The following is a 21,944-nucleotide window of genomic DNA, read 5'->3' on the forward strand; positions in this document are numbered from 1 at the left end:
AGCTGTGGCGGGCGGGAGCGGGGAGCTCAGGTGAAGAGGATGATCTGGCGCACGGCGTTGCCGTCGGCCAGGGTGTCCATGCCTGCGTTCATGTCCTCGAGCCGGATGTGGCTGGAGATCAGGCTCTCCACGGGCAGTTTGCCCTCCCGCCAGAGCTGGGCGTAGAACGGGATGTCGCGGGCGGGCACGGCCGAGCCGAGGTAGCTGCCGATGATGGTGCGGGCCTCGGCGGTGATCGTGAGCGGCGACACCTGGGCGAGCTGGTCGGCGCCGGGAAGCCCCACGGTGACGGTGGTGCCGCCGGGCGCGGTGATGCGCACCGCGGTCTCGAACGCCCGCGGATGCCCGGCCGCCTCGATCACGACGTTCGCCGTCACCCCCTGCTCGAGCGCCTGCTCCGGGGTGTAGACCGCGCCGGCGCCGAGCCCGAGGGCCTGCTGCAGCTTGGCGTCGACCGAGTCGATGCCGATCACGCTCGCCACGTCGAGGGAGAGTGCCGTGATCAGCGCGGCCATGCCGACCCCGCCGAGGCCGACGATGGCGACGGTGTCGGTGGGCCCGGGCTTGCCCGCGTTGATGACAGCTCCGCCGCCGGTGAGCACGGCGCAGCCGAGCACCGCGGCGATGTCGGGCGGTACGTCGTCGTCGACGGGCACGACCGAGAACCGGTTGACCACGGCGTGGTCGGCGAACGCCGAGACCCCGAGGTGGTGGTGCACGGAGGCGCCGTCCCGGCTGAGCCGGCGGTCGCCGCCGAGCAGGGTGCCGGCGTTGTTGGCGGCGCTGCCCGGGATACAGGGCAGCTTGCCGTCGGTGAGGCAGCCGGCGCACTCGCCGCAGCGCGGCAGGAACGCCATCACCACGCGCTGGCCGACCCGGAGGTCGTCCACCCCCGCGCCCAGCTCGACGACCCGGCCGGCGGCCTCGTGGCCGAGCAGCATCGGGGTGGGACGCACCCGGCTGCCGGTGACGACCGAGAGGTCGGAGTGGCAGAGGCCCGCGGCCTCGATCCGGACCAGGACCTCGCCGGCGCCGGGGCCCTCGAGCTGCAGGTCGACGTTCTCGAGGGGCCGGGACTCGGCGTAGGGCCGGGGGGCGCCGGTGGCCCCCAGGACGGCGCCTCGGATGGTGCCGGTGGCGGTGGCGGGCGGGACGGGTGCGACGACGGTGTCGGAATCCACGATGATCTCCTTGGGTACGGGGTGCTCACCCAGTATCGCTGAGCCGCACAACTCCTGCAGAATTTCGCCGCGGCGGCGAACTCCCGCGTGATTCCGGCATCCGCTGCTCGTCGTTATGACAAATTGCAGGAGTTATGCGCGTTGCGGTCTAGTTGTGCTCAGGCGGGGTCAGGCGGTCTCGTAGGCCCGGCGCAGCCAGTCGAGCACCTCGGGGGTGAGGTCAGCGGGGTCGGCGAGGCGGATGCGGTGGGTGACCATGCTGTTCCAGCTGCCGGAGGGCTCGAGCGCCTCGGTGCCGGCAACACCGGGCAGCTTGAGGCCGAGGTCGAGGCGTGCGGCGGTGACCTGCACGATGGCGAACTTGCCGCCGCCCTTCCGCAGGCTGATGTAGGTGTTGGTGGGTGCCAGGTTCACCTCGCCGAACTGACGGGCGTGGGCCAGCACGGTGTCGTAGGTGTCTCGCCAGTGCGCTTTGGCGCCGGTGAACTGGGCGTTGACCTTGTCGTCGACGGGCAGGCGCTGCCCGCTCACCTGGCCCAGCGCCGAGACGAGGGCCATGGCGTGCCCGGAGCCGAGGCCGTAGTCAGCCTTCAACCAGGCGACGATGTCGGCGGTCTTGGCGTCGGGCCCGAGCAGCCCGCGCTCGGCGGCGAGCCGGTGGAAGTCCTCCGGGTCGAGGCCGGTCTTGGCCTTGATGGTGTCGAAATACGCCTGAATCGTCATGCGGATCCTTGCAACGGGTGGCCTGAGGCCACGGGCTATTCTCGTGGCATTAACGTAGCAGGGCCGCCCCGCGGTCTCGACAAGCTCGACCAGCGAAACGACCCTGCGATCGTACGAACGTCAGTCGAGCGTGGGCATCTGCTCGGTGATGTGCGCGATCGTGGGGATCGACGAGGTGATGACGGTGCCGTCGGCGCGACGGTTGCCCTCGATGAGCGCCACCGTGGGTGCACCCGCGTCACGGGCGCCCTGGTGCGACAGCGGGACCGTTTCGGGGATGCCGGCCGTCACGACGACCTGCAGGCCGCGCACGGTGAGCCGGGCCTCGGTGCCCTCCTCGATGCTCAGGTGCACGCTGGTCTGCGTGATCGCCACGCGCAACCGGCTGCCCTTGAGGGTGACCCGGAAGATCAGCTCGTCCCAGTCCTCCGGCAGGCGCGGGTCGAGCGTGATGCGGCCACTGTGGTCGCGGAGCCCTCCGAAGCCCATCACCAGAGCGCTCCACACACCACCGGCGGATGCGACGTGCACACCGTCGGCCGCGTTGTGGTGCAGGTCGGCGAGGTCGACGAACAGCCCGGAGGTGAAGTACTTGAGCGCGAGCTCGTGGTACCCGACCTCGGCGGCGATGATCGACTGCACGACATCCGACAGCGTGGAGTCGCCCGTGGTCAGCGGGTCGTAGTAATCGAAGTCGCGTCGTTTCTCTTCCGGCGTGAACTGGTCACCCTGCAACAGGAGGGCCAGCACCACGTCGGCCTGCTTGAGCACCTGGAAGCGGTAGATCACCAGCGGGTGGTAGTGCAGCAGCAACGGCCGGTTCTCCCGCGGCGTCGACGCGAGGTCCCAACGCTCCTTCTCCAGGAACTGGGCGTCCTGGGGGTGGATGCCGAGGTTGCGGTCGAACGGGATGTGCATCGCCTCGGCGGCGAAGGACCACTCCATCACCTCCGCCTCGTCGAGCTTGAGGCGCGCGGACATGGAGTCGAACGACGCCCGGTCCACCGAGTACAGGCGGCGCACGCTCTTCACCGCGGCGCGCAGGTTGGAGCGCGCCATGATGTTCGTGTACAGGTTGTCGTTGACGACGGTGGTGTACTCGTCGGGCCCGGTGACGCCGTGGATGTGGAAGACGTCGTTGCCGTTGCCGCGCCAGAAGCCCAGGTCGGCCCACATCCGGGCGGTCTCCACCAGGATGTCGATGGCCTCGCGGGCGAGGAAGTCCTCGTCGCCGGTGGCCGAGACGTACTGGCTGAGCGCATAGGAGATGTCGGCGTCGATGTGGTACTGCGCCGTGCCGGCCGCGTAATAGGCGCTGGATTCGAGGCCGTTGATGGTGCGCCACGGGAACAGCGCGCCGAGCTGGTTCAGCTCGGTGGCGCGGGCGCGGGCGTGGTCGAGCAGGCCGTGCCGGAAGCGCAGAGCGTTCCTGGCCGCGTTCGGCGACGTGTAGGTGAGGAACGGCAGCACGTAGACCTCGGTGTCCCAGAAGTAGTGCCCGCCGTAACCGGAACCGGACACCCCCTTGGCCGAGACGCCCTGGCCGTCGGCGCGCATGGACGCCTGGGCCAGCTGGAAGAAGTTCCACCGGGTGGCCTGCTGCAGGGCCGGCTGGCCGGGCAGTTCGACATCCGTGCGGGCCCAGAACGCGTCGAGCCAGTCGCGCTGCTCCTGGATGATCGCGGCGACGCCGGTCTCCTTGGCGCGGTCGAGGGTGCGGTCGCAGCGGTCGGCGAGCTCGTGCGTGGGCACCCCGGCCGAGGTGTGGTAACTGAGCAGCTTGGTGATGCGGATGGGGTTGCCCATCTTGGCCTTCACCTTGTAGACGTGCTTGGCGAGGTCGTCGCCGAGCTGCGACGACTCGTCGAAGTCGTTGATGGTGTCGATCGAGTGGTCCGACGCCGTGGCGATGGTCATGCCCGAGTTGGTGCAGCGGAAGCCGAGGATGTACCGGCCGTTGTTGGCGCGCTTGAAGCGCGGCTGCAGCACCCGGTCGGTGAAGGTCTCGGCGCGGCGGGGGTCCCAGTCGTTGGTCGAGCCGGACTTGGGCCGGTCGTACTCGCCGATGCCGTCCTGCCGGTTGAGGGTCTGGCTGGAGATGACGACCGACGCGTCGGCGTCGAGCATGGTGACCTCGTACTCGATCACGGCGAGGTGGCGTTCGGTGAACGAGACCAGGCGGCGCGAGCGGATGAGCACCTGCTTGCCCGACGGGGTGCGCCAGACGAGCGAGCGGGAGAGGATGCCGTCGCCGAAGTCGAGCCGGCGCTCGTAGCTGAGCAGCTCGGCGAGGGTGAGCACCAGCGGCTCGTCGTCGACGTAGATGCGGATGATCTTCGCATCCGGGGCGTTGACGATGGTCTGGCCGACCCGGGCGAACCCGAACGCCTCTTCGGCGTGACGGATGGGCCAGGTTTCGTGGAAACCGTTGATGAAGGTGCCGTGCACGTGGCCGTCGCGGCCCTCGTCCACGTTGCCACGGAGGCCCAGGTAGCCGTTGCCGACCGCGAACAGGGTCTCGGTGCGGCCCATGTCGTCGCCGGAGAAGTCGGTTTCGACCAGGGCCCACTCGTCGAGCGGGAAGCGGCTGCGGTCGAGCGGGTCGGTCAGGGCCGTGACGGAGGTATCGATGCTCATGCGGGGACTCCATTCGCGGTCGGGGCGGACGGGACGGTGCTGTACGTCAGCGGAAGCAGTTCAGCGAGGTCGGACACGACCGTGTCGGCGCCGGCTTCGAACAGGACGTGGGACCCCACGCCGCGGTCGACGCCGAGCACGAGGCCGAAGTTGCCGGCCCGGCCGGACTGGATGCCGGATTCGGCGTCTTCGACGACGACGCACTCCGCGGCGGTGAGGCCGAGCAGTTCGGCGCCGAACAGGTAGGTGTCTGGGGCGGGCTTGCCGGCGAGCTTCTCGGCCCGGGCGCGTACGCCGTCGACGACGATCTCGAACCGGTCGCGGAGGCCCGCGGCGGTGAGCACCATCTGGCCGTTGAGGGAGCTGGTGACCACGGCGACCTGCAGGCCGGCAGCGACGACGGCGTCGAGGAACCGCAGCGAACCGGGGTACGCGCTCACGCCGTCCTCGGCGAGCGTCTCGTTGAAGGCCTTGTTCTTGCGGTTGCCGAGACCGCAGACGGTCTCCAGCTCCGGCGCATCCTCTGGTTCGCCGTCGGGCAGCGTCAGCCCACGGGAGGCGAGCAGGGAGCGCACCCCGTCGTATCGGGGTTTGCCGTCAATGAACGCGAAGTAGTCAGCGTCGGTGTACGGCTTCACGTCGTGTCCAGCGAGGAACGGGGTGAACAGCCGGGACCAGGCGCTCATGTGCACCTCGGCGGTGGGGGTGAGCACACCGTCGAGGTCGAAGAGCACACCGCGTGCGCCGAGAACACGGTCACGGGTCTGCGCGGGGGAAAGGGGGGAGTGGGGGGAAGTCAATATAGGGAGCCCTGCTTGATAGGAGCGTGCAAACGATGGCTAGACCGGGTAGTCGAGCTTGTCACTAGCTCGGCTGATCACGAAATCTCCCGGACGCCGCCGACGGGTCGGGGCTGGGATCGGTCGTGCGGTGCACCATCGATCCTAGAACTTCGACCGGGCCGGAATGGGGTTGGAGTGTTAACGTTCTGTTGCCAATCGGCGAGGCGGGTGTGTGCACGGGCCGGTCCCGGCCGTTTTCGCAAGGCACTTCCGATGCGGATTCGTCGTCCGAATGCAAGGATTTCGTGGGTTTTTTAGGTCCCAGGAGCCACGGGAGTCCTTCTCAACGCACTTTTTCCTTGTAAGAGGAAGGGGGCGAGGAAGGCGGGGTGCGTCGTGACTAGTGCGCCATCAGCGGGGCGTCATGCGCATCCGTGCTGGATGCCGCGGGCCGGCGGATGAAGAAGGCCAGCGGGATCGCGAACAGCGAGATGATCGCGCCGTAGAAGAAGGCGGCCTGGATGCCCGTGGCGGTCGCGGCGACGTCGGGGGCGCCGCCGGCCAGCTGGGCGGCCGCGGTGGAGGACATCACGGTGATGAACAGGGCCGTGCCCGCCGCGCCGGCGAGCTGCTGGATGGTGCCGACGACGGCGCTGCCGTGTGAGTACAGGCTGGGCTTGAGCGAGCCGAGCGCGGAGGTGAACAGCGGGGTGAACAGGAACGCCAGGCCGAAGCTCAGCGCGACGTGGGCCACGAGCACCCACCAGAACGGCGTGGTGGCGGTGAGCATGGTGAGGAACCAGAACGCGCCGCTGACGATGATCGATCCGGGCACCAGCAGCACGGTCGGGCCGAAGCGGTCGAAGAACCGGCCGACGAACGGGGCGAGCAGGCCCATGGTGAGGCCACCCGGGAGCAGCAGCAGGCCGGTGGTGAGCGCATCCAGGCCCAGCACGGTCTGCATGTAGATGGGCAGCAGGATCAGGGTGCCGAACAGCGCCATCATGCTCACAGCCAGCATGACGATGGAGAAGCTGAAGGTGCGCGAGACGAAGGTGCGGAGGTCGAGCAGGGCGCGGTCGCTCCGCTGCAGGGCGATCTGGCGCCAGATGAACGCGGCGATCGCGATGAGGCCGACGCCCAGCGGCACCAGGCCGGCCGCGGCGTTGCCGGTGGCGGATTCGCCGAGGTTGCTCAGGCCGTAGACGAGCCCGCCGAAGCCGAACGCCGAGAGGATCACCGAGAACACGTCGAGGGGCACCTTGGTGGGCTCGGTGACGTTCTTGATGCGGGCGGCGCCGAGGGCGAGGGAGCCGAGCGCGATGGGCAGGACCAGGATGAACATCCAGCGCCAGTCGAGCACGCTGAGGATGAGGCCGGAGATGGTGGGGCCGATCGCCGGGGCGACCGAGATGACGATGGAGATGTTGCCCATGGTCTTGCCGCGGGCGGCGGGGGCCACCAGGGTCATCACGGTGGTCATCAGCAGCGGCATCATGATCGCTGTTCCGGATGCCTGCACGACGCGGCCGACGATGAGCACCTCGAAGCCGGGCGCGATGGCGGCGATGAGGGTTCCGGCGCTGAACAGGGTCATCGCGGCCAGGAATACCGGCCGGGTGTTGAACCGCTGCAGCAGGAACCCGGTGATCGGGATCACGACCGCCATGGTGAGCATGAACGCCGTGGTCAGCCACTGGGCGGCGCCGGCCGTGATGTCCAGGTCGGTCATGAGGTGCGGCAGTGCCACACCCATGATGGTCTCGTTCAGGATGACGACGAACGCGGAGACCAGCAGCAGCGAGATGACGAGCTTGGTGCCCGCGGCATCCGGGGCATTGCCCGCGCGGACGGGGGAGGGGGCGGTGGTGACGGTGGAGTCGGTCATCGGGGTCCTAACGAACGGGCACAGGTGCGACCCCAGTATGAGGTACCCATGTGTCAACCAGACTGCGCCGGATATGTTCCCGAATCGGACAATTGCGTCCGGCACACCGGGCCCTTTTGTCCGCACAGGGAACAGTTGGCGGGTGAGGCGGGGCAGGCGGGGACAACGGGGACTTCTAGGATTGGGACCATGGGGGAATGGCTGGCAAGTAACTGGACCGAGGTTCTGGGATTCGGCACCGGGGCGGCGTGTGTGTTGCTGGCCGCGCGCCGCAACATCTGGAACTTTCCGTTGGGGATCGCCAACAATCTGGTCTTCATCGTGCTGTTCTTCGGGGCGGCGCTCTACGCCGACCTCGGGCTGCAGGTCGTGTACCTCGTGCTCGGGGTGACGGGATGGCTCGGCTGGGCCCGGCACCGCGCCGCCGATTCCCGGGCCCTGATCACCCGGATGCCCGCCCGCAGCATCCTGCCACTGGCCGGTGCCGCCGTGGCCGGCACCGTGATCATCGCGTTCGCGCTGCACTCCTACACCGACTCCACGACCGAGATCGCGGATGCCGCGACCACCGCAGTGAGCCTGGTCGCGCAATACATGCTCAACCGGCGCTGGCTGGAGAACTGGTTCGTCTGGATCGCCGTCGACGTGGCCTATGTGGGCCTGTTCCTCTATAAGGGCCTGAACATCACCGCCGCGCTGTACCTCCTCTTCATCGGGCTGTGCGTGTTCGGCCTGCGCGGCTGGACCCGCGCCCGCGCGCGGCAAGCCGACAGCGACCTGCCGCACGGCCCGGCCGACCTGCCCGCGCCCCGGCAGGGCGCGGTCACCGGTGCCTGATCAGGGCCCTGACCGGCGCTTTCGGCACGGTCTGGTGCTGGGCAAGTTCTACCCGCTGCACGCCGGCCATTCGGCGCTTATCCGCACCGCGCTGGCCCGCTCTGACCGGGTCACCGTGCAATTGCTCGGCGCCAGCCAGGAATCCATTCCGCTGACCGTGCGCGAAGCCTGGCTCCGCGAGGAACACCCCACCGCCCGCCTTGTCAGCGCCATGGATGACGCTCCGGTCGACTTCGACTCGTCCGACGCCTGGGAGGCGCACATGGTGCCGATCCGGGCGCTGCTGGACGCCCCCGTCGACGCGGTCTTCTCCAGCGACCCGTACGGAGCCGAGCTCGCCCTGCGCCTCGGCGCCGAGTGGGTGCAGGTCGACCCCGGCCGGCGGCACACTCCCGTCTCCGGTACCGCGATCCGCGCGGATGTGCCCGGGAACTGGTGGGCGCTGGCTCCCGCGGTGCGCGCCTGGCTGACCCCTCGCGTGGTGGTGCTCGGCGCCGAATCCACCGGTAGCACCACCCTCGCCGCCGCGCTCGCCGGGCAGTACGGCACCGAGGTCGTGCCGGAGTACGGCCGGGAACACAGCGAAACCCGGCCGGGCGGACTGGACACCCCGTGGCGCAGCGACGAGTTCGACCTGATCGTGGACCGGCAGATCAATCTGGAGAACCAGGCGCTTCGCCGGGTGCCCCGGCCGTTGCTGATCTGCGACACCGACGTGCTGGCCACCACCCTCTGGCACGAACGCTACGTGGGACCGACCCCGGCGCACCTCCTGGCCCGCGCGGCCGCGCACCCGCCCGCCCTGTATCTGCTCACCGGCGACGAGATCCCGTTCGTGCAGGACGGCCTGCGCGACGGCGAGCACATCCGGCACGCCATGCAGCAACACTTCCGCGACACCCTCGCCGCCCAACCGGTGCCCTGGCTCGAGGTGACCGGGTCGGTGGCCGACCGCGTCGCGCAGGCATCCGCCGCCGTCGACCGGATGCTCGCCGGCGCCTTCGTGTTCGCGTTGCCGCTCGAGCAGCAGGCCGCGCACGACCGCGCCGCCCAGAGCGCCCGATAGGCTGCACTCCATGGCGCAGGGGAATCGTTGGAACAAGGTATCCGCATCACCGACGCGCACGGCCGCCACGGCCCTGGGCGAGGAACTCACCGCGGAGGACCTCTTCACCGAGGCGCCACCGGTGGCCGACACGGCCCTGGATGAGAAGCTCCGCCAGGCCTACTTCTGGCTGGTGAACCGGGCCGTGATCTCGCCGTTCTACGACGTCGAATTCTCCGCCGGCTCACCGGTCACCTTCGCGCTCGGCGACGCCGGCGCCGAGCTGCAGCTGCCCACCGACCAGTCCTACTCGTCGAACGTGCTGCTGCCGCTGCTCACCTTCGCCGTCGGCGGCAAGTGCCTCCTCGTGGGCGGGCCCGGCCGCGGCAAGACCACCCTGGCCATCCTGATGGGCGTGCTCGCCGGATCGAACGCCCGCGAGGTGCGCCGCAACGTGCAGCAGGGCCAGCCGCAGGTCACCGTCAGCGACCTGGTCGGGATGCCGCTGCCGCGCGACCTCGTCACCGCCGGGAGCCTCGCCGAGATCGAGATCGCCTGGCGCGGCTGGCTCACCCAGCCGGTGAAGATCATCGACGAGTACAACCGGATCCCCACCAAGACCCAGTCGGCGCTGCTGACCATGGTCGCCGAGGGCTACGTGGAGAGCCACGACCAGATGCACTCCACCGCGCCGGAATCCGGGGTGGAGAGCTGGTTCTTCACCGCCAACGACGACGCCGGCGGCGGCACCTTCCCCGTAATCCAGGCACTCCGCGACCGGATGGACGTGACCGTCGCCGCGCAGGGCTTCAACAACCGGTTCTTCGACGAGCTCGTCGCCCGGGTCGAGGCCGGCGAACGGCCCGAGGACCACCTGCCCGCCGAACTCGTGTTCGACGCCGACGAACAGCGGCTGCTCGAGGCGGCCATCCGTGCCGTGCCGTTGCCCGGGGCCGTGCGCCGGCAGCTGGAATTCTTCGCCAGCCACTTCGAATTCGTGCAGCAGGGCGGCCGCCGGTTCGAGTACCGCACCAAGGACACCGTGCGCACCGGCGGCGGTGAAGTCACCGAGGTGATCGAGGCCAACTCCGGCGCCGACCTGCAGGTCGACCTCGGCTCGCAGACCAGCAACAGCCTCTCGGTGCGGTCGCTGCAGACCCTGATCCGCTACGCCAAAGCCATGGCCTACTTCCGCGGCCGGCCGGTGGTGGGCCTGGACGACCTGGCCGCGGTGCTGCCGTTCGCCCTGCGCGGCAAGCTGCTGCCCAACGAACTCCACCCCCGCTTCGACGTGGGCGCCGACCGGGAGCTCGCCACCGACTCGATCAGCTGGCTCGCCGACCTGTTCGCCGAGTCCCGCCGCCAGTTCACCGCCCTCGGCCTGGACAGCCACGACCCGGTCAGCGAGGCCCTCGACCTGTTCAACCAGGGCCTGGACGACGTCACCTCCGCCCAGGCCGCCCAGCGGCTCACCGGCATCGAATCGCTGATCGCCGGCATCGCCAGGCAGGGCAAGCTCTATGGCCGGCACTTCGACGACCTGCTCGCCCTGAAATACCTGCACCAGCGCTACACCAACTACGTGAGCTGGCTGGGGTTCGGCGGGTGACCCAGCGCCCCCTGCACCTCGTGAACGAGGCTCTGGTACTCACCGACGAGCCGCTGCCCGAGACCACGTCGGTGGACCTCGCCCTCTCGGCGAGCCGGATCCAGGACCGGCACGGCGCCCCGGCCGGCGCCCGGTATCGCCACTTCCTCGGCCGGGCCCTTGCGGTGCAGCCCGACGCCGACCGGGACGCCCTGCTCACCTACGCCGCCCTCGCCGCCTGGAGAAGCGGCGCGCTCGGCTTCCGGACGGATGCGTTGCGTCGCCTCGACCTGGCCCTGGCCGGCGACGACACCCGACCGGCCGCAACGGCCGCGGCGTTGGGCCTGGGTGAAGGCGGTCTGGGCCCGTTCGCCGAGCTGCAACGCGCCTCCCGGTTCGGCTGGCCCGGCCGGCACGCACCCGGGGAGCTGCTCGCCGTGGTCGGCGGGTTCCGCGGCCTCTTCGGACCCTGGCTGGCCCCGCCCGTCGCGGTGCTGCCCGGTGAGAGGCCCGGAACCTTCCTGGTCCGCACTTACGCCGCCGGCACGGCCGCCGGCAGCGCCGCCGCCGCGGAGGACTGGCTGCTCACCGCGGACGTCTTCGGGCACACCCTGGTCCGGCTCGCGGCCGAGGAGACCGCCGCGGCGATGGCCGCCGAGACTGCGCGCTGGGCCACGGCGGGCGACACCGCCGCCGGGCCGGCCGAGTCCGGCGCGGCCGGCGCCATCCTGCGCATCCACGCCTATACCGCCGAACTGCGGCTGCCGGGGGCCACGGAATGAGTACCCGCACCCAGCTCACCGCCGGGCAGCGGCTGGCCTGGCGCACCGCCCAGGCGCTGTGGGGCGTCGAACTGCACGACCCCGAGCTCAAGCCGAACGCGAAGGAGCGGTCGTTCGCCTGGTTCAGCTTTCCACCGCAGGTGACGTTCGACCTGCCCCTGGCCGAGAGACTCGGTGTCGGCGGCTTCCTGGAAAGCATCTTCGCGCACGAAATCGGCCACCACGCCCTGTCGCCGTCGACCCGGCTGACCGGCCTGAAGATCGCGCACCAGCTCGCGCGAGCCCTCGCGGCCACCGACGCCACGCGCATCCTGAACGCGCCGGACGAGGTGCACCGACTCTCGAACCTGTGGTCGGACATGCTCATCAACGTGCGCGTGGCCGAGCTGCAACGCCGGCGGGATGGCCAGGCGACGCCGCCGGAGATGGTGCGGATGTGGGTGGTGCTGGGGTGGAACGGCACCGAGGACCGGCTCTGGTGGGTGCTGATGCGGGCCTACGAGATCCTCTGGGTGCTCAAGGCGGGCTCGCTCTGCCCGGCCGAACCGCCCGCCGTTCCCGTAGACCCGGCCGAGGAGAAGCGGCGCCAACGCGAGGACCACTCCACGTCACAGCACCGCACGATCGTGCTCGACAAGCTCACGGCCGCCGGAAACCAGCGCCGGGTCGACGAGCAGGCGGCTGAATTCGAAGCCCAGGACGCCGCCCGCGACGTACAGCGGGAGTTCAACGCCCTCGCGGCGACCAACCCCCAGCTTGATGCCGGCCTGCTCGCCGAGACCGTGCGCACCTTCGGCGACGACCCGGTCAGCGGCGCCCTGCGCTTCGGAATGCTGCTGGCGCCCTACCTCGTGCGAGCGGACGCGGCACCGGAGCGGGGCCGCCCGGTCCGCCGCGCCGGCCTCTGCGACGGGGAGTCCGGTGCGAACCCGGCGACGGCCGGTGAACTCGTGGCGGTGCTGGGGGATGCCCGCCTGCAGGACACCCCCGAGCATCCGGCCGTGGTCAAGGCCAGGGGCCTGGACGCCGCGGGCGCTGGGGGCACGTCGGGCGATCCGGCAGCGTCGGCCGGCACGCCGGCGGGGTCGGCCGGCCAGGGGTACGGCCTCGCCCAGACCCTCGAGCTGTACCGCGACAGCGGCGCCAACGACGTGATCGCGGCCTGGTACCAGACCCGGGCGCGCGGCTACGTGCGCCCACTGCTGCAGCGCTCCGCGGCCGCGCCTCCGGCCGGCACCGACATCCCCGGACCGCTTGAATCGTGGGAGCTCGGCGACGACCTGGCCGAGATCGACTGGGCGGCGTCGATGGCGCGCAGCCCCGTCATCGTGCCCGGGGTGACCACCCGGCAGCGGGGATACCTGCCCGATGTGCCGCCGGTGGCCTCGGTGAGCCTCGACCTGGACCTGTACATCGACTCGTCAGGTTCGATGAGGAACCCGAAATTCGAGTCGCCGGCCGTACTGGCCGGCACCATCCTGATCCTGTCGGTGCTGCGCGGCGGCGGGCGGGTGCGGGTGACCTCGTTTTCGGCCGCCGGCCAGGTCGCCGGCGGCGCGAGGTTCACCCGCGACCGCCTCGAGGCCCTTCGTGACCTGACCACCTACTTCGGTGGCGGCACCGTCTTCCCGCTCGACCTGTACGGCGATCGCTACCGCGGCCTCGGCCGAGCCAGTGCGAGGGTGCGCCGCCACGTCGTGGTGCTCTCCGATGAGGGTTTGCAATCGATGTTCGGCACCGGCCAGCCGCAGTTCGCCGACGTCGCGGCCCGGGTGCGCCGCGGGCTCGACACCGCCACCCTCGTCCTGCAGGATTCGCGCCGGTCGGTCGCCGGGCCCGCTGCCGCGGCCGGCTATGACATCGAGTACATCGAGCAGATGACCGATGCGCCGGCAGCGTGCGCCCGGCTCGCCCGGCGCCTGGCGGAGAGCCCGCTGGCCTCCGGCCGCCCCAGCACTATTCGAGGAGGATTCCGTGGTTGACCAACCGATCCCGTTCTGGCGGAAACTCGCGGAAGCGGTCGGATTGTCTGAACCCGAGCTGCCGGCGAGGACCGCCGCCCAGGCACCGCCGGCCGCCCCTGGCGCAGGGCGGCCCGCCCCGCCGACACCGCCGACACCGCCGACACCGGCGGCTCCGGCCGGTTCGGCCGACCCGGCGGACGAGACCGATGTCGAGCCGGAGCCCGTGCCGGTGCACGAGGCCGAGGTACTGCTCGACCTGTGGTTCGCCCGCGAGGATGACGTCGAGACCGCGTGGCGCCAGTGCGTGCCCGGGCCGGGCGTCGCCGAAATCGCCACCCGGCTCTCCCTGGTTCCCCCTGCATTCCTGGCTGACCCGGTGGCGATCCTGCCACTTGCGGAGCATATTCTGGAAGTGGAATATGGTGCGAAACTGCTCTCCGGTGCTGACCTCCGTGCCCAGCGGGTGCTCGCCACCGCCGACCAGGTTCGGTCCACCGGATCGAGCGCTGCCCGCCGGGGTGCGGCCCTGGCGCTGTGGCTGTGGGCAAGCGACGACCTGCACGGCCCGTTGTCGGTGCCGCTGTCCGTGGTGGCGCGCGATCGGGCGCTGGCAGCCCTGGCCTTCCGGCTGGCATCGGTGGTCGACCCCGCCGAGTGGGTGCGGGACGCCGATCGGCGGGATGAGGCCGCTCGTCAATTCCTTTTCTGGTCTGGGCATCTTCCGGCCGACGAAGACGAAGCCACGGCCAGGTCGATCCTCGCCATGCGCGACTCCCTGCAACAGAACGCCGCGCTGGCCCAGACCCTCGCCGACCACGAACACCGGCTCGAGGTGAGTCGCCGCCTGCAGCAAGCCCGGGCCCGTGAGGCGGCCGCCCGGTACTCCAGTGAGTAACACCGGCCGGGCCGGCGCGCAGGCGCCTGATCCCGACGACCCGCTCGCGCTGGCCGAATACGCGCCGGGCATCGCCGTCGCGCTCACCGATGCCGAGAGGTGGCCCACCCTCGACGCGGCCGGCGCCGAACGCCTGCGGGGTGTGAGCGGGCATCCGCTCGCCCCCGCCTGGGTGCACCGCACCGGTGACCGGCTCAGCGCCGACGGCGTGCGGCGGGCTCAGGCTCCGCTTCCCGTGACCGATTGGCTGGCCGAGCACCTCGCGACCGCCCGAAGGTTGCCCGCCTACCGCCGGAACGCGGCCCGGCTCGGCAACCTGGCCAGCTGGCCAACCGTCACCCGGGACGACCTGCTCGATGACGTCTCGGCGTTCGTGCCGCTGGACGCCGACCTCGACCGCATGGTCGAGGGGTCCAGCTCGGGGACCACCGGGCGGGCGCTGCAGATTCCCGACGACGTCGAAGAGGTCGCCCGCACCTTCCACCTGCTGGTGCGTCTCGTGGCCGAGCAGGGCATCGACTGGCAACCCGATCCCCACCGGATGGCGCTGGCCTACGTGGTGCATCAGCGGCAGGCCTTCACCTACACCTCGTCGATCAGCAGCTTCGGGCAGGCGCCCATGGCCCGGCTCAACCTGCACCCGTCCCAGTGGACGGCCGACGGCCAGCGCACCGGGTTCCTGCTTGCCCAGCAGCCGCAGGTGTTCACCGGGAACCCCACCAGCCTGGCCGAGCTGCTGCACCCCGACCTGGTGGCGGGGCTCCGCCCGCTGGCGCTGTTCAGCGGCGCGATGGCGCTGAGTTCGGTGCTGCGCCGCGACCTGGAAAACGCGTACGACTGCCCGGTGATCGACGTGTACGGGCTGCACGAGACCCGGCCGATCGCCGCCAGCTCCAACGGCGGGCCGTTCGTCATCCTGGACCGTCGGGTGCACGTGGAGGTGCTCGACGGCGCCGGCCGGCCGGTGTCACCGGGGGAGCGCGGCGAGATCGTGGTGACCGCGGGGGAGAACCCGCTGTTGCCGCTGGTGCGGTACCGCACCGGCGACTTCGGACGCCTCGTCGACGTGGCCGGCCGGCCCGCACTGGCCGATCTGGAGGGCCGCGAGGCCACCCGGTTCCTGGCGTCGGACGGCTCGCTGGTGCCCTCCGTCGACCTGACCCAGCACCTGCAGGCCGGCGGTGCCCACGGCTGGGTTGTGCACCAGGCGGGGGACGGAACCGTGACCGCCACGGTGGTGGGCGGCGATGCCGGCCAGATCGGCGAAGCGCTCGGCCGGCTGCTGGGCCGACCGGTCGTAGTGCGGGCGGTGCCCCGTCTCGAAGACCTCGGCGAGGGGAAGCCGCGCCGCTACGAATCCGCGGCAACCTGAGAGCAACTGGGCCCCGTGCGGACACGTGGGCCCGGCACATCGGGACCACTTGTCCGGTCCGGGACCAGTTGCGGCGATGCGGCAGCCGGGACGCGCGAGGTTGGCAGCGGATACCCGATTTATGGCAGTCCGCACCGCGCCTGACCGGCCGGCCGTCCCTACGCTGTGAACATGCCGATCACCCCCGACACCAAAGACTGGACCTGGGTGCTCGAGCGCCCCTGCGCGGAATGCGGATTCTCATCCGCCGACCTCGGCTACGACGAGATCCCCGACCTGGTCAAGCAAAACGCCGCCGCCTGGGCTCCCGTGCTCGCCCGGCCCGACGTGGCGGTGCGCCCCGACGACGCGACCTGGTCGGCGCTGGAATATGCGGCCCATGTGCGCGATGTGTTCCGCATCTTCCGCACCCGGCTGAGCCTTATGCTCACCGCAGATGACCCGCAGTTCGCGAACTGGGACCAGGACGCCACCGCCGTGGCCGAGCGCTACAACGAGCAGGACCCGGGGGTGGTCGCGGAGGAACTGGCCGCGGCCGCGGCATCCGTGGCGGAGGCCTTCGCCGCCGTGCCGCCCGCCGAACGGGAACGCACCGGCCGCCGCAGCGACGGTGCCCGGTTCACCGTGACCACCCTGGCCCAGTACTTCATCCACGACCCGACCCACCACCTGCACGACGTGGCCGGCTGACCCGCCCCGGCCGACCCATCCGCCCGCTAACTGTTGCCCGTGCGGACACTTGCACCCGGCACACCGGGACCATTTGTCCGCACGGGTAACAGTTGCTCGCCGATTACCAGCCTGTAAACTGCGGCCATGGCGACGGATGGCAATGTGGCGCGCACGCCCGCAGTTGTGGCACACAAGGTGCTCAACAACAACGTCGTCATCTCCGTGGACGCCACCGGCCAGGAGCGGGTGCTGATGGGTCGCGGGCTGGGCTTCCAGCTCTCGCCGACCGACACCATCGACCCGGCCAAGGTGGAGAAGACCTTCATCCTCGACCAGGGCAGCGAGGCGGACCATGCCCGCCAGTTGCTCGCGTCTGTTCCCTATCCCGTGATCGAGGCCGTCACCCGGGCCGTCGACAAAGCCGAACGCACGCTGGGTCGTAGCCTGGGCCGAAGGTTGCTGATCGCGGTCATCGACCACGTGCAGTATGTCCTGGAGCGCATGGACAAGGGCATCCGGATCCCGAGCACCGCGATGCCCGAACTGCGCGTGCTGCACCCGCAGGAGTTCGCCGCGGCGACGGCCATGGCCAGCTCGGTGAGTGCCAGCCTGGAGACGGAGCTTCCCGAGGAAGAAGCCGTATTCCTCACGATGCATATCCTCAATGCGACCCGGGATGAACCGAACGGCACCGCCGCGCTGCTGTTCCGCCGGGTGCAGCACGTCGTCACCACGGTCGAGGGCGGCCTCGGGGTGCAGCTGGATCCGGCGAGTCCGGACTACGCCCGGTTCATCCTGCACGTGCAGTTCCTGCTGCAGCGGCTGGTGGCGAAGTCGATGCTGCGCGGTTCCGACACGTCATTCTTCGAGTTCGCCAAGCTCAGTTATCCGCGCTCCTACGTCATCGCCACCGCCGTGAAGGCCTACGTGACCGCGGCCACCGGATCCGAACTCACCGACGAGGAACTGCTCTACGTGATCGTGCACGTGGAGCGCCTGGCCAACCAGGTGGTCGATGGCCAACGGCCCTGATCGTGTGCTAGCGTGATCGGTGCAGGGCGAGGACGACCTGCGAAGCATCAACGGATTGTTACCGCGTAAGCGGGCAAAACCTGAATTCACCACGTCGAAAGACGACGGTCGAGTTCAGGTCTTTTTTTTGCCCAAAAACCCCCGTGAAGCGCTTCTCTCCATGAATACAGCCGCGATGTCGCGGCGGAAGGTGAATTCCGGATGGACTACTCCAAGACTGCTGCTGCGGTCCTCAAGGGCGTCGGCGGCGAGGAGAACGTTTCGTCGCTCGTGCACTGCGCAACCCGACTGCGGTTCGTCATCAAGGACGACGCCAAGGTCGACAAGGCGGGCGTCAAGGCCACGCCCGGCGTCATCGCCACCGCCGAAGCCGGCGGCCAGTACCAGGTCGTCATCGGCAACGAGGTGCCCGAGGTGTTCGCCGAGATCGCCAAGATCTCCAAGCTCGCCGGACCCGCGTCGAACGACAAGACGGCGTCGGATGCCCCGAAGGGCAACCTGCTCAACCGCTTCATCGCCATGATTTCCGCCATCTTCACCCCGCTGCTCTGGGCCCTGGCCGGAACCGGCCTGCTCAAGGCGTTCCTCGCCGCGGCAGTGACCTTCGGCTGGCTCGACAACACGACCACGACCTACGTGCTCCTCAACGCACTCTCGGATGCGTTCATCAACTTCCTGCCGCTCGCGCTCGCGATCACCGCCGCGAAGTACTTCAACGCGCAGCAGTTCACCTCCCTCGCCATCGCCGGCGCGCTCGTCTACCCGTCCATCGTGGCGCTCAACGGTGTACCGGACATCACCTTCTTCGGCCTCCCGGTCACGATGGTCAGCTACGTCTCGAGCGTCATCCCGATCATCGTGGTCGTCTGGCTGCAGAGCCACGCCGAGCGGTTCCTCTACGCGAAGCTCCCCTCCGCCATCCGCCGCTTCGTCACCCCGATGCTCCTGGTCCTCATCCTGGTTCCGCTGGTCTTCCTCGTCATCGGCCCGCTGTCCAACCTGATCAGCGGCGGCCTCGCCGGCGGAATCGGCTGGATCTTCAACGTCGTGCCGTGGCTCGGCGGCGCCATCATGGGCGGCCTCTGGCAGGTCTTCGTGATCTTCGGACTGCACTGGGGCTTCGTGCCGCTGATGACCGCCGAACTCCAGACCGGCGGCCTGATCTACCTCGTCGCCCCGCTGTTCGCCGCCGTCCTGGCGCAGGCTGCCGCGGTCACCGGCGTCTGGGTGCGCACGAAGGACAAGAACCTCAAGTCCCTCGCGGCCCCGGCTGCGCTGTCCGGATTCCTGGCCGGCGTCACCGAGCCCGCCATCTACGGCGTGAACCTGCCGCTGAAGCGCCCGTTCGTGTACGGCGTCATCGGTGGTGTCATCGGTGGTGGCCTGATCTCCGCCGGCGGCATCGCCGCAAACGCCTTCGTCCTGCCGTCCGGCCTCGCCCTGCCGGCGCTGCTCAGCCAGGGCAACCTGGTCATGCTGTTCCTCGGCCTGGCCGTCGCGATCATCGTGCCGTTCCTCCTCACCGTCATCGTCGGCTTCAAGGACCCGGTCGCCGAGGTCGCTGCCCCGATCGAAAGCACCGACCTGCAGGTGCTCAGCCCGCTGGACGGCACCGCCGTTCCGCTCAGCGAGGTGCCCGACGCCGTCTTCGCCGGTGGTGCCCTGGGCCAGGGTGTGGCCATCCGCCCCCGGATCGGCGCCCTGTACGCCCCGTTCGACGCCACCGTGGTCGCCGCGTTCCCCACCGGGCACGCCATCGGCCTCAAGCACGCCGACGGCGCTGAAGCGCTGATCCACATCGGCATCGACACCGTCAAGCTGGCCGGCAAGCACTTCAGCCTCAAGGTCGAAAAGGGCCAGCAGGTTGCCGCCGGCGACCTCCTGGTGGAGTTCGACATCCCCGCCATCACCGCGGCGGGCTACGACGTGACCACCCCGGTCATCATCACGAACCCCAAGAAGTACCCGACCATCGGCTCGCCTGCGTCGGGCCCGGTCGCCCACGGCGACACCCTCTTCCTGGCCATCGCCGAAGAAGACCTGGCCCTCGCCGCGAAGTAAAGAACTACCTACCGGTGGAGGAGCGGTCCGCTGCTCCTCCACCCCATGAAGTGCGTAATAAAAGGAGTACCAGAATGACCGAGTCCACATCCCCCTTCCCCGCCGACTTCCTCTGGGGCGGCGCCACCGCCGCGAACCAGATCGAGGGCGCCTACAACGAGGGCGGCAAGGGCCTGTCCATCCAGGACGTCATGCCGCAGGGCATCACCACCCCGCGCACCGAGGGTCCCACCGACGACAACCTCAAGCAGGTGGCTATCGACTTCTACCACCGCTACGCCGAAGACATCGCCCTGTTCGCCGAGATGGGCTTCAAGACCTTCCGCTTCTCCATCGCCTGGAGCCGCATCTTCCCGCTCGGTGACGAGACCGAGCCCAACGAAGAGGGCCTCGCCTTCTACGACCGGGTCATCGACGAGTGTGAGAAGCACGGCATCGAGCCGCTCGTGACCATGTCGCACTACGAGACCCCGCTGCACCTCACCGAGACCTACGACGGCTGGGTCAACCGCGACCTGATCGGCTTCTACGAGCGTTACGCCCGCGTGCTGTTCGCCCGCTACGGCAGCCGGGTCAAGTACTGGCTCACCTTCAACGAGATCAACTCGGTGCTGCACGCCCCGCTGATGTCCGGCGGCATCAACACCCCCAAGGACCAGCTCTCCAAGACCGACCTGTACCAGGCCATCCACAACGAACTGGTCGCCAGCGCCCTGGCCACCAAGGCCGCCCGCGAGCTCGCCCCGAACGCCCAGGTCGGCTGCATGGTCCTGGCGATGCCCGCCTACCCGCTGTCGCCGGACCCCGACGACGTCTTCGCGGCGCTGACCACCGAGCGCACCAACCTCGCCTTCGGCGATATCCACGTGCGCGGCGAATACCCGGGCTACTACCTGCGGAGCCTGCGCGACCAGGGTGTCGAACTGACGATCACCGATGAGGACCGCGCGTTGCTCAAGAAGTACACCGTCGACTTCGTCTCCTTCAGCTATTACATGAGCGTGGCCGAGACCGCCGACGACTCGAAGCGCGTCATCGGCGAGGGCAACATCATGGGCGGCGTGCGCAACCCGACGCTGCAGGCATCCGAATGGGGCTGGCAGATCGACCCGGTGGGCCTGCGCGTGGTACTCAACCAGTTCTGGGACCGCTGGCAGAAGCCGCTGTTCATCGTGGAGAACGGCCTCGGCGCCAAGGACCAGCTCGTCGAGGTCGACGGTCAGAAGACCGTCCTCGACGACTACCGCATCACCTACCTCAACGACCACCTCGTGCAGGTCGGCGAGGCCATCACGGACGGCGTCGAGGTCATGGGCTACACCCCGTGGGGCTGCATCGACCTCGTCAGCGCCAGCACCGCACAGCTGAGCAAGCGTTACGGCTTCATCTACGTGGACCGCAACGACGACGGCACCGGCACCCTGGACCGGTACAAGAAGAAGTCCTTCGGCTGGTACGCCGAGGTCATCGAGTCGAACGGCGCCAGCCTCACCCGCTAGCGTCGATGTATACGTATTAACCCCTTGGGTGGTCTCCGGAACGTTTTTCCAGTCCCGGAGACCGCCTCGTTTGGAGCACCACATGGTTTCCCCGCGCATCGCGTTCCTCGACGTCGACGGCACCCTCATCGACTCAGGCGAGGTGATCGCCCCGTCCACCATCGAGGCGGTGCAGACCGCCAGGGCGAACGGGCACCTGGTCTACCTCAGCACCGGGCGGGCGTCGGTGGAAATCTACCCCGCCATCCGCGACATCGGCTTCGACGGCGCGATCAGCGCCGGCGGCGGGTTCGCCGAGATCGGCGACGAGCTCGTGATCTCCCGCACCATGCCCGAGGACGCCGTGGCCCGCATGGTCGGCTTCTACGAGGAATCCGGCTACGACTTCTACCTGCAGGCGTTCGACGAGCTCTACCCGAGCCCCGGCGTACGCGGCCGGTTCGCGACCTACCTCGAGGACGACCAGGAGCGCCGCGGACAGGCCCGGGGCGACCTGGAATCGGTGACCGACACCGACGAGCACCCGGCCCTGAAGGCCTTCGCCCGGGTACGCCCGCTCAGCTACACCGGCATTGCGAAGTCGGTGTTCCTCGCCGGCGACCTGACGGCGTTCGACCGGGTGTCGGCAGCGCTCAGCGGCGACTTCCACGTGATAACCGGCACCATCCCGCACATGGGCAAGGGCAGCGGCGAGGTCACCCTCGGCGGTGTGAACAAGGGCTCGACGATCCTGCAGCTGCTCGAGAAGCTCGGCCTCGACGCGGCATCCGCCATCGGCATCGGCGACAGCACCAACGACATCGAGATGCTGCAGGTCTGCGGGGTCGGCATTGCGATGGGCAATGCCACGGATGCGGTCAAGGCGCACGCCGACGAGGTCACCACCGGCGTGCTCGACGACGGCGTCTGGAACGCGTTCCGCCGCCACGGCCTGATCTGACCCGCGCGCCCCGCCGCAACTGTTGCCCGTGCGGACAAATGCACCC

General features: G+C 69.5%; 17 protein-coding genes. 12 read left to right on the top strand and 5 right to left on the bottom strand.

Annotated features, from left to right (window positions below):
• Nucleotides 1-26: 26 nt before the first annotated feature.
• The 5 genes from ACU5E9_RS13555 to ACU5E9_RS13575 form a co-directional block, all read right to left on the bottom strand.
• Nucleotides 27-1,181 (bottom strand): alcohol dehydrogenase catalytic domain-containing protein, encoded by a 1,155-nt coding sequence (locus ACU5E9_RS13555; protein ID WP_456810432.1) that lies wholly within the window; start codon nucleotides 1,179-1,181, stop codon nucleotides 27-29.
• Nucleotides 1,182-1,349: 168 nt separating this feature from the next.
• Complete coding sequence (locus ACU5E9_RS13560) at nucleotides 1,350-1,904, bottom strand: DUF4287 domain-containing protein (protein WP_456810433.1); 555 nt, start codon at nucleotides 1,902-1,904, stop codon at nucleotides 1,350-1,352.
• 120 nt (nucleotides 1,905-2,024) lie between these two features.
• On the bottom strand, nucleotides 2,025-4,541 hold the full coding sequence (locus ACU5E9_RS13565; protein WP_456810434.1) for a glycoside hydrolase family 65 protein: 2,517 nt from the start codon (nucleotides 4,539-4,541) through the stop codon (nucleotides 2,025-2,027).
• On the bottom strand, nucleotides 4,538-5,341 hold the full coding sequence (locus tag ACU5E9_RS13570; protein ID WP_456810435.1) for an HAD family hydrolase: 804 nt from the start codon (nucleotides 5,339-5,341) through the stop codon (nucleotides 4,538-4,540). The genes ACU5E9_RS13565 and ACU5E9_RS13570 overlap by 4 nt, the downstream gene beginning before the upstream one ends.
• A 382-nt stretch (nucleotides 5,342-5,723) precedes the next feature.
• Nucleotides 5,724-7,211, bottom strand: coding sequence for an MDR family MFS transporter (locus ACU5E9_RS13575; RefSeq protein WP_456810436.1), 1,488 nt, complete (start codon nucleotides 7,209-7,211; stop codon nucleotides 5,724-5,726).
• A 189-nt stretch (nucleotides 7,212-7,400) separates the two neighbouring features.
• On the opposite strand from ACU5E9_RS13575, the gene pnuC reads away from it, so the two are divergent.
• The 12 genes from pnuC to ACU5E9_RS13635 all read left to right on the top strand — a co-directional run bounded on the left by pnuC (nucleotide 7,401) and on the right by ACU5E9_RS13635 (nucleotide 21,898).
• On the top strand, nucleotides 7,401-8,048 hold the full coding sequence (pnuC, locus tag ACU5E9_RS13580; protein WP_456810437.1) for a nicotinamide riboside transporter PnuC: 648 nt from the start codon (nucleotides 7,401-7,403) through the stop codon (nucleotides 8,046-8,048).
• A complete protein-coding gene (locus tag ACU5E9_RS13585) occupies nucleotides 8,041-9,114 on the top strand; it encodes an AAA family ATPase (RefSeq protein ID WP_456810438.1) in 1,074 nt (357 codons plus the stop codon). The genes pnuC and ACU5E9_RS13585 overlap by 8 nt, the downstream gene beginning before the upstream one ends.
• A 10-nt stretch (nucleotides 9,115-9,124) precedes the next feature.
• Complete coding sequence (locus ACU5E9_RS13590) at nucleotides 9,125-10,702, top strand: AAA family ATPase (protein WP_456810439.1); 1,578 nt, start codon at nucleotides 9,125-9,127, stop codon at nucleotides 10,700-10,702.
• Nucleotides 10,699-11,463 (top strand): potassium transporter Kef, encoded by a 765-nt coding sequence (locus tag ACU5E9_RS13595; protein ID WP_456810440.1) that lies wholly within the window; start codon nucleotides 10,699-10,701, stop codon nucleotides 11,461-11,463. Before ACU5E9_RS13590 ends, ACU5E9_RS13595 begins: the two co-directional genes overlap by 4 nt.
• Nucleotides 11,460-13,445 (top strand): VWA domain-containing protein, encoded by a 1,986-nt coding sequence (locus ACU5E9_RS13600; RefSeq protein ID WP_456810441.1) that lies wholly within the window; start codon nucleotides 11,460-11,462, stop codon nucleotides 13,443-13,445. Before ACU5E9_RS13595 ends, ACU5E9_RS13600 begins: the two co-directional genes overlap by 4 nt.
• Nucleotides 13,438-14,322, top strand: coding sequence for a hypothetical protein (locus ACU5E9_RS13605; protein WP_456810442.1), 885 nt, complete (start codon nucleotides 13,438-13,440; stop codon nucleotides 14,320-14,322). Before ACU5E9_RS13600 ends, ACU5E9_RS13605 begins: the two co-directional genes overlap by 8 nt.
• A complete protein-coding gene (locus tag ACU5E9_RS13610; RefSeq protein ID WP_456810443.1) occupies nucleotides 14,315-15,694 on the top strand; it encodes an AMP-binding protein in 1,380 nt (459 codons plus the stop codon). The genes ACU5E9_RS13605 and ACU5E9_RS13610 overlap by 8 nt, the downstream gene beginning before the upstream one ends.
• 171 nt (nucleotides 15,695-15,865) lie before the next feature.
• On the top strand, nucleotides 15,866-16,384 hold the full coding sequence (locus ACU5E9_RS13615; RefSeq protein ID WP_456810444.1) for a DinB family protein: 519 nt from the start codon (nucleotides 15,866-15,868) through the stop codon (nucleotides 16,382-16,384).
• Nucleotides 16,385-16,510: 126 nt separating this feature from the next.
• Entirely contained in the window at nucleotides 16,511-17,398 is an 888-nt protein-coding gene (locus ACU5E9_RS13620) for a PRD domain-containing protein (protein ID WP_456810445.1), read from the top strand.
• A gap of 201 nt (nucleotides 17,399-17,599) precedes the next feature.
• Entirely contained in the window at nucleotides 17,600-19,459 is a 1,860-nt protein-coding gene (locus ACU5E9_RS13625; RefSeq protein WP_456810446.1) for a beta-glucoside-specific PTS transporter subunit IIABC, read from the top strand.
• 74 nt (nucleotides 19,460-19,533) lie between these two features.
• A complete protein-coding gene (locus tag ACU5E9_RS13630) occupies nucleotides 19,534-20,958 on the top strand; it encodes a glycoside hydrolase family 1 protein (protein ID WP_456810447.1) in 1,425 nt (474 codons plus the stop codon).
• Nucleotides 20,959-21,040: 82 nt separating this feature from the next.
• Entirely contained in the window at nucleotides 21,041-21,898 is an 858-nt protein-coding gene (locus tag ACU5E9_RS13635; RefSeq protein ID WP_456810448.1) for a Cof-type HAD-IIB family hydrolase, read from the top strand.
• Nucleotides 21,899-21,944 lie beyond the last annotated feature (46 nt).

The organism is Cryobacterium sp. AP23, assembly GCF_054075385.1.

What these genes read in the sequence shown, in the direction of transcription:
- ACU5E9_RS13560 (WP_456810433.1), bottom strand. Translation starts at nt 1,904, where the DNA reads ATGACGATTCAGGCGTATTTCGACACCATCAAGGCCAAGACCGGCCTC.
- ACU5E9_RS13565 (WP_456810434.1), bottom strand. Translation starts at nt 4,541, where the DNA reads ATGAGCATCGATACCTCCGTCACGGCCCTGACCGACCCGCTCGACCGC.
- ACU5E9_RS13575 (WP_456810436.1), bottom strand. Translation starts at nt 7,211, where the DNA reads ATGACCGACTCCACCGTCACCACCGCCCCCTCCCCCGTCCGCGCGGGC.
- pnuC (WP_456810437.1), top strand. Translation starts at nt 7,401, where the DNA reads ATGGGGGAATGGCTGGCAAGTAACTGGACCGAGGTTCTGGGATTCGGC.
- ACU5E9_RS13590 (WP_456810439.1), top strand. Translation starts at nt 9,125, where the DNA reads ATGGCGCAGGGGAATCGTTGGAACAAGGTATCCGCATCACCGACGCGC.
- ACU5E9_RS13600 (WP_456810441.1), top strand. Translation starts at nt 11,460, where the DNA reads ATGAGTACCCGCACCCAGCTCACCGCCGGGCAGCGGCTGGCCTGGCGC.
- ACU5E9_RS13615 (WP_456810444.1), top strand. Translation starts at nt 15,866, where the DNA reads ATGCCGATCACCCCCGACACCAAAGACTGGACCTGGGTGCTCGAGCGC.
- ACU5E9_RS13620 (WP_456810445.1), top strand. Translation starts at nt 16,511, where the DNA reads ATGGCGACGGATGGCAATGTGGCGCGCACGCCCGCAGTTGTGGCACAC.
- ACU5E9_RS13625 (WP_456810446.1), top strand. Translation starts at nt 17,600, where the DNA reads ATGGACTACTCCAAGACTGCTGCTGCGGTCCTCAAGGGCGTCGGCGGC.
- ACU5E9_RS13630 (WP_456810447.1), top strand. Translation starts at nt 19,534, where the DNA reads ATGACCGAGTCCACATCCCCCTTCCCCGCCGACTTCCTCTGGGGCGGC.
- ACU5E9_RS13635 (WP_456810448.1), top strand. Translation starts at nt 21,041, where the DNA reads ATGGTTTCCCCGCGCATCGCGTTCCTCGACGTCGACGGCACCCTCATC.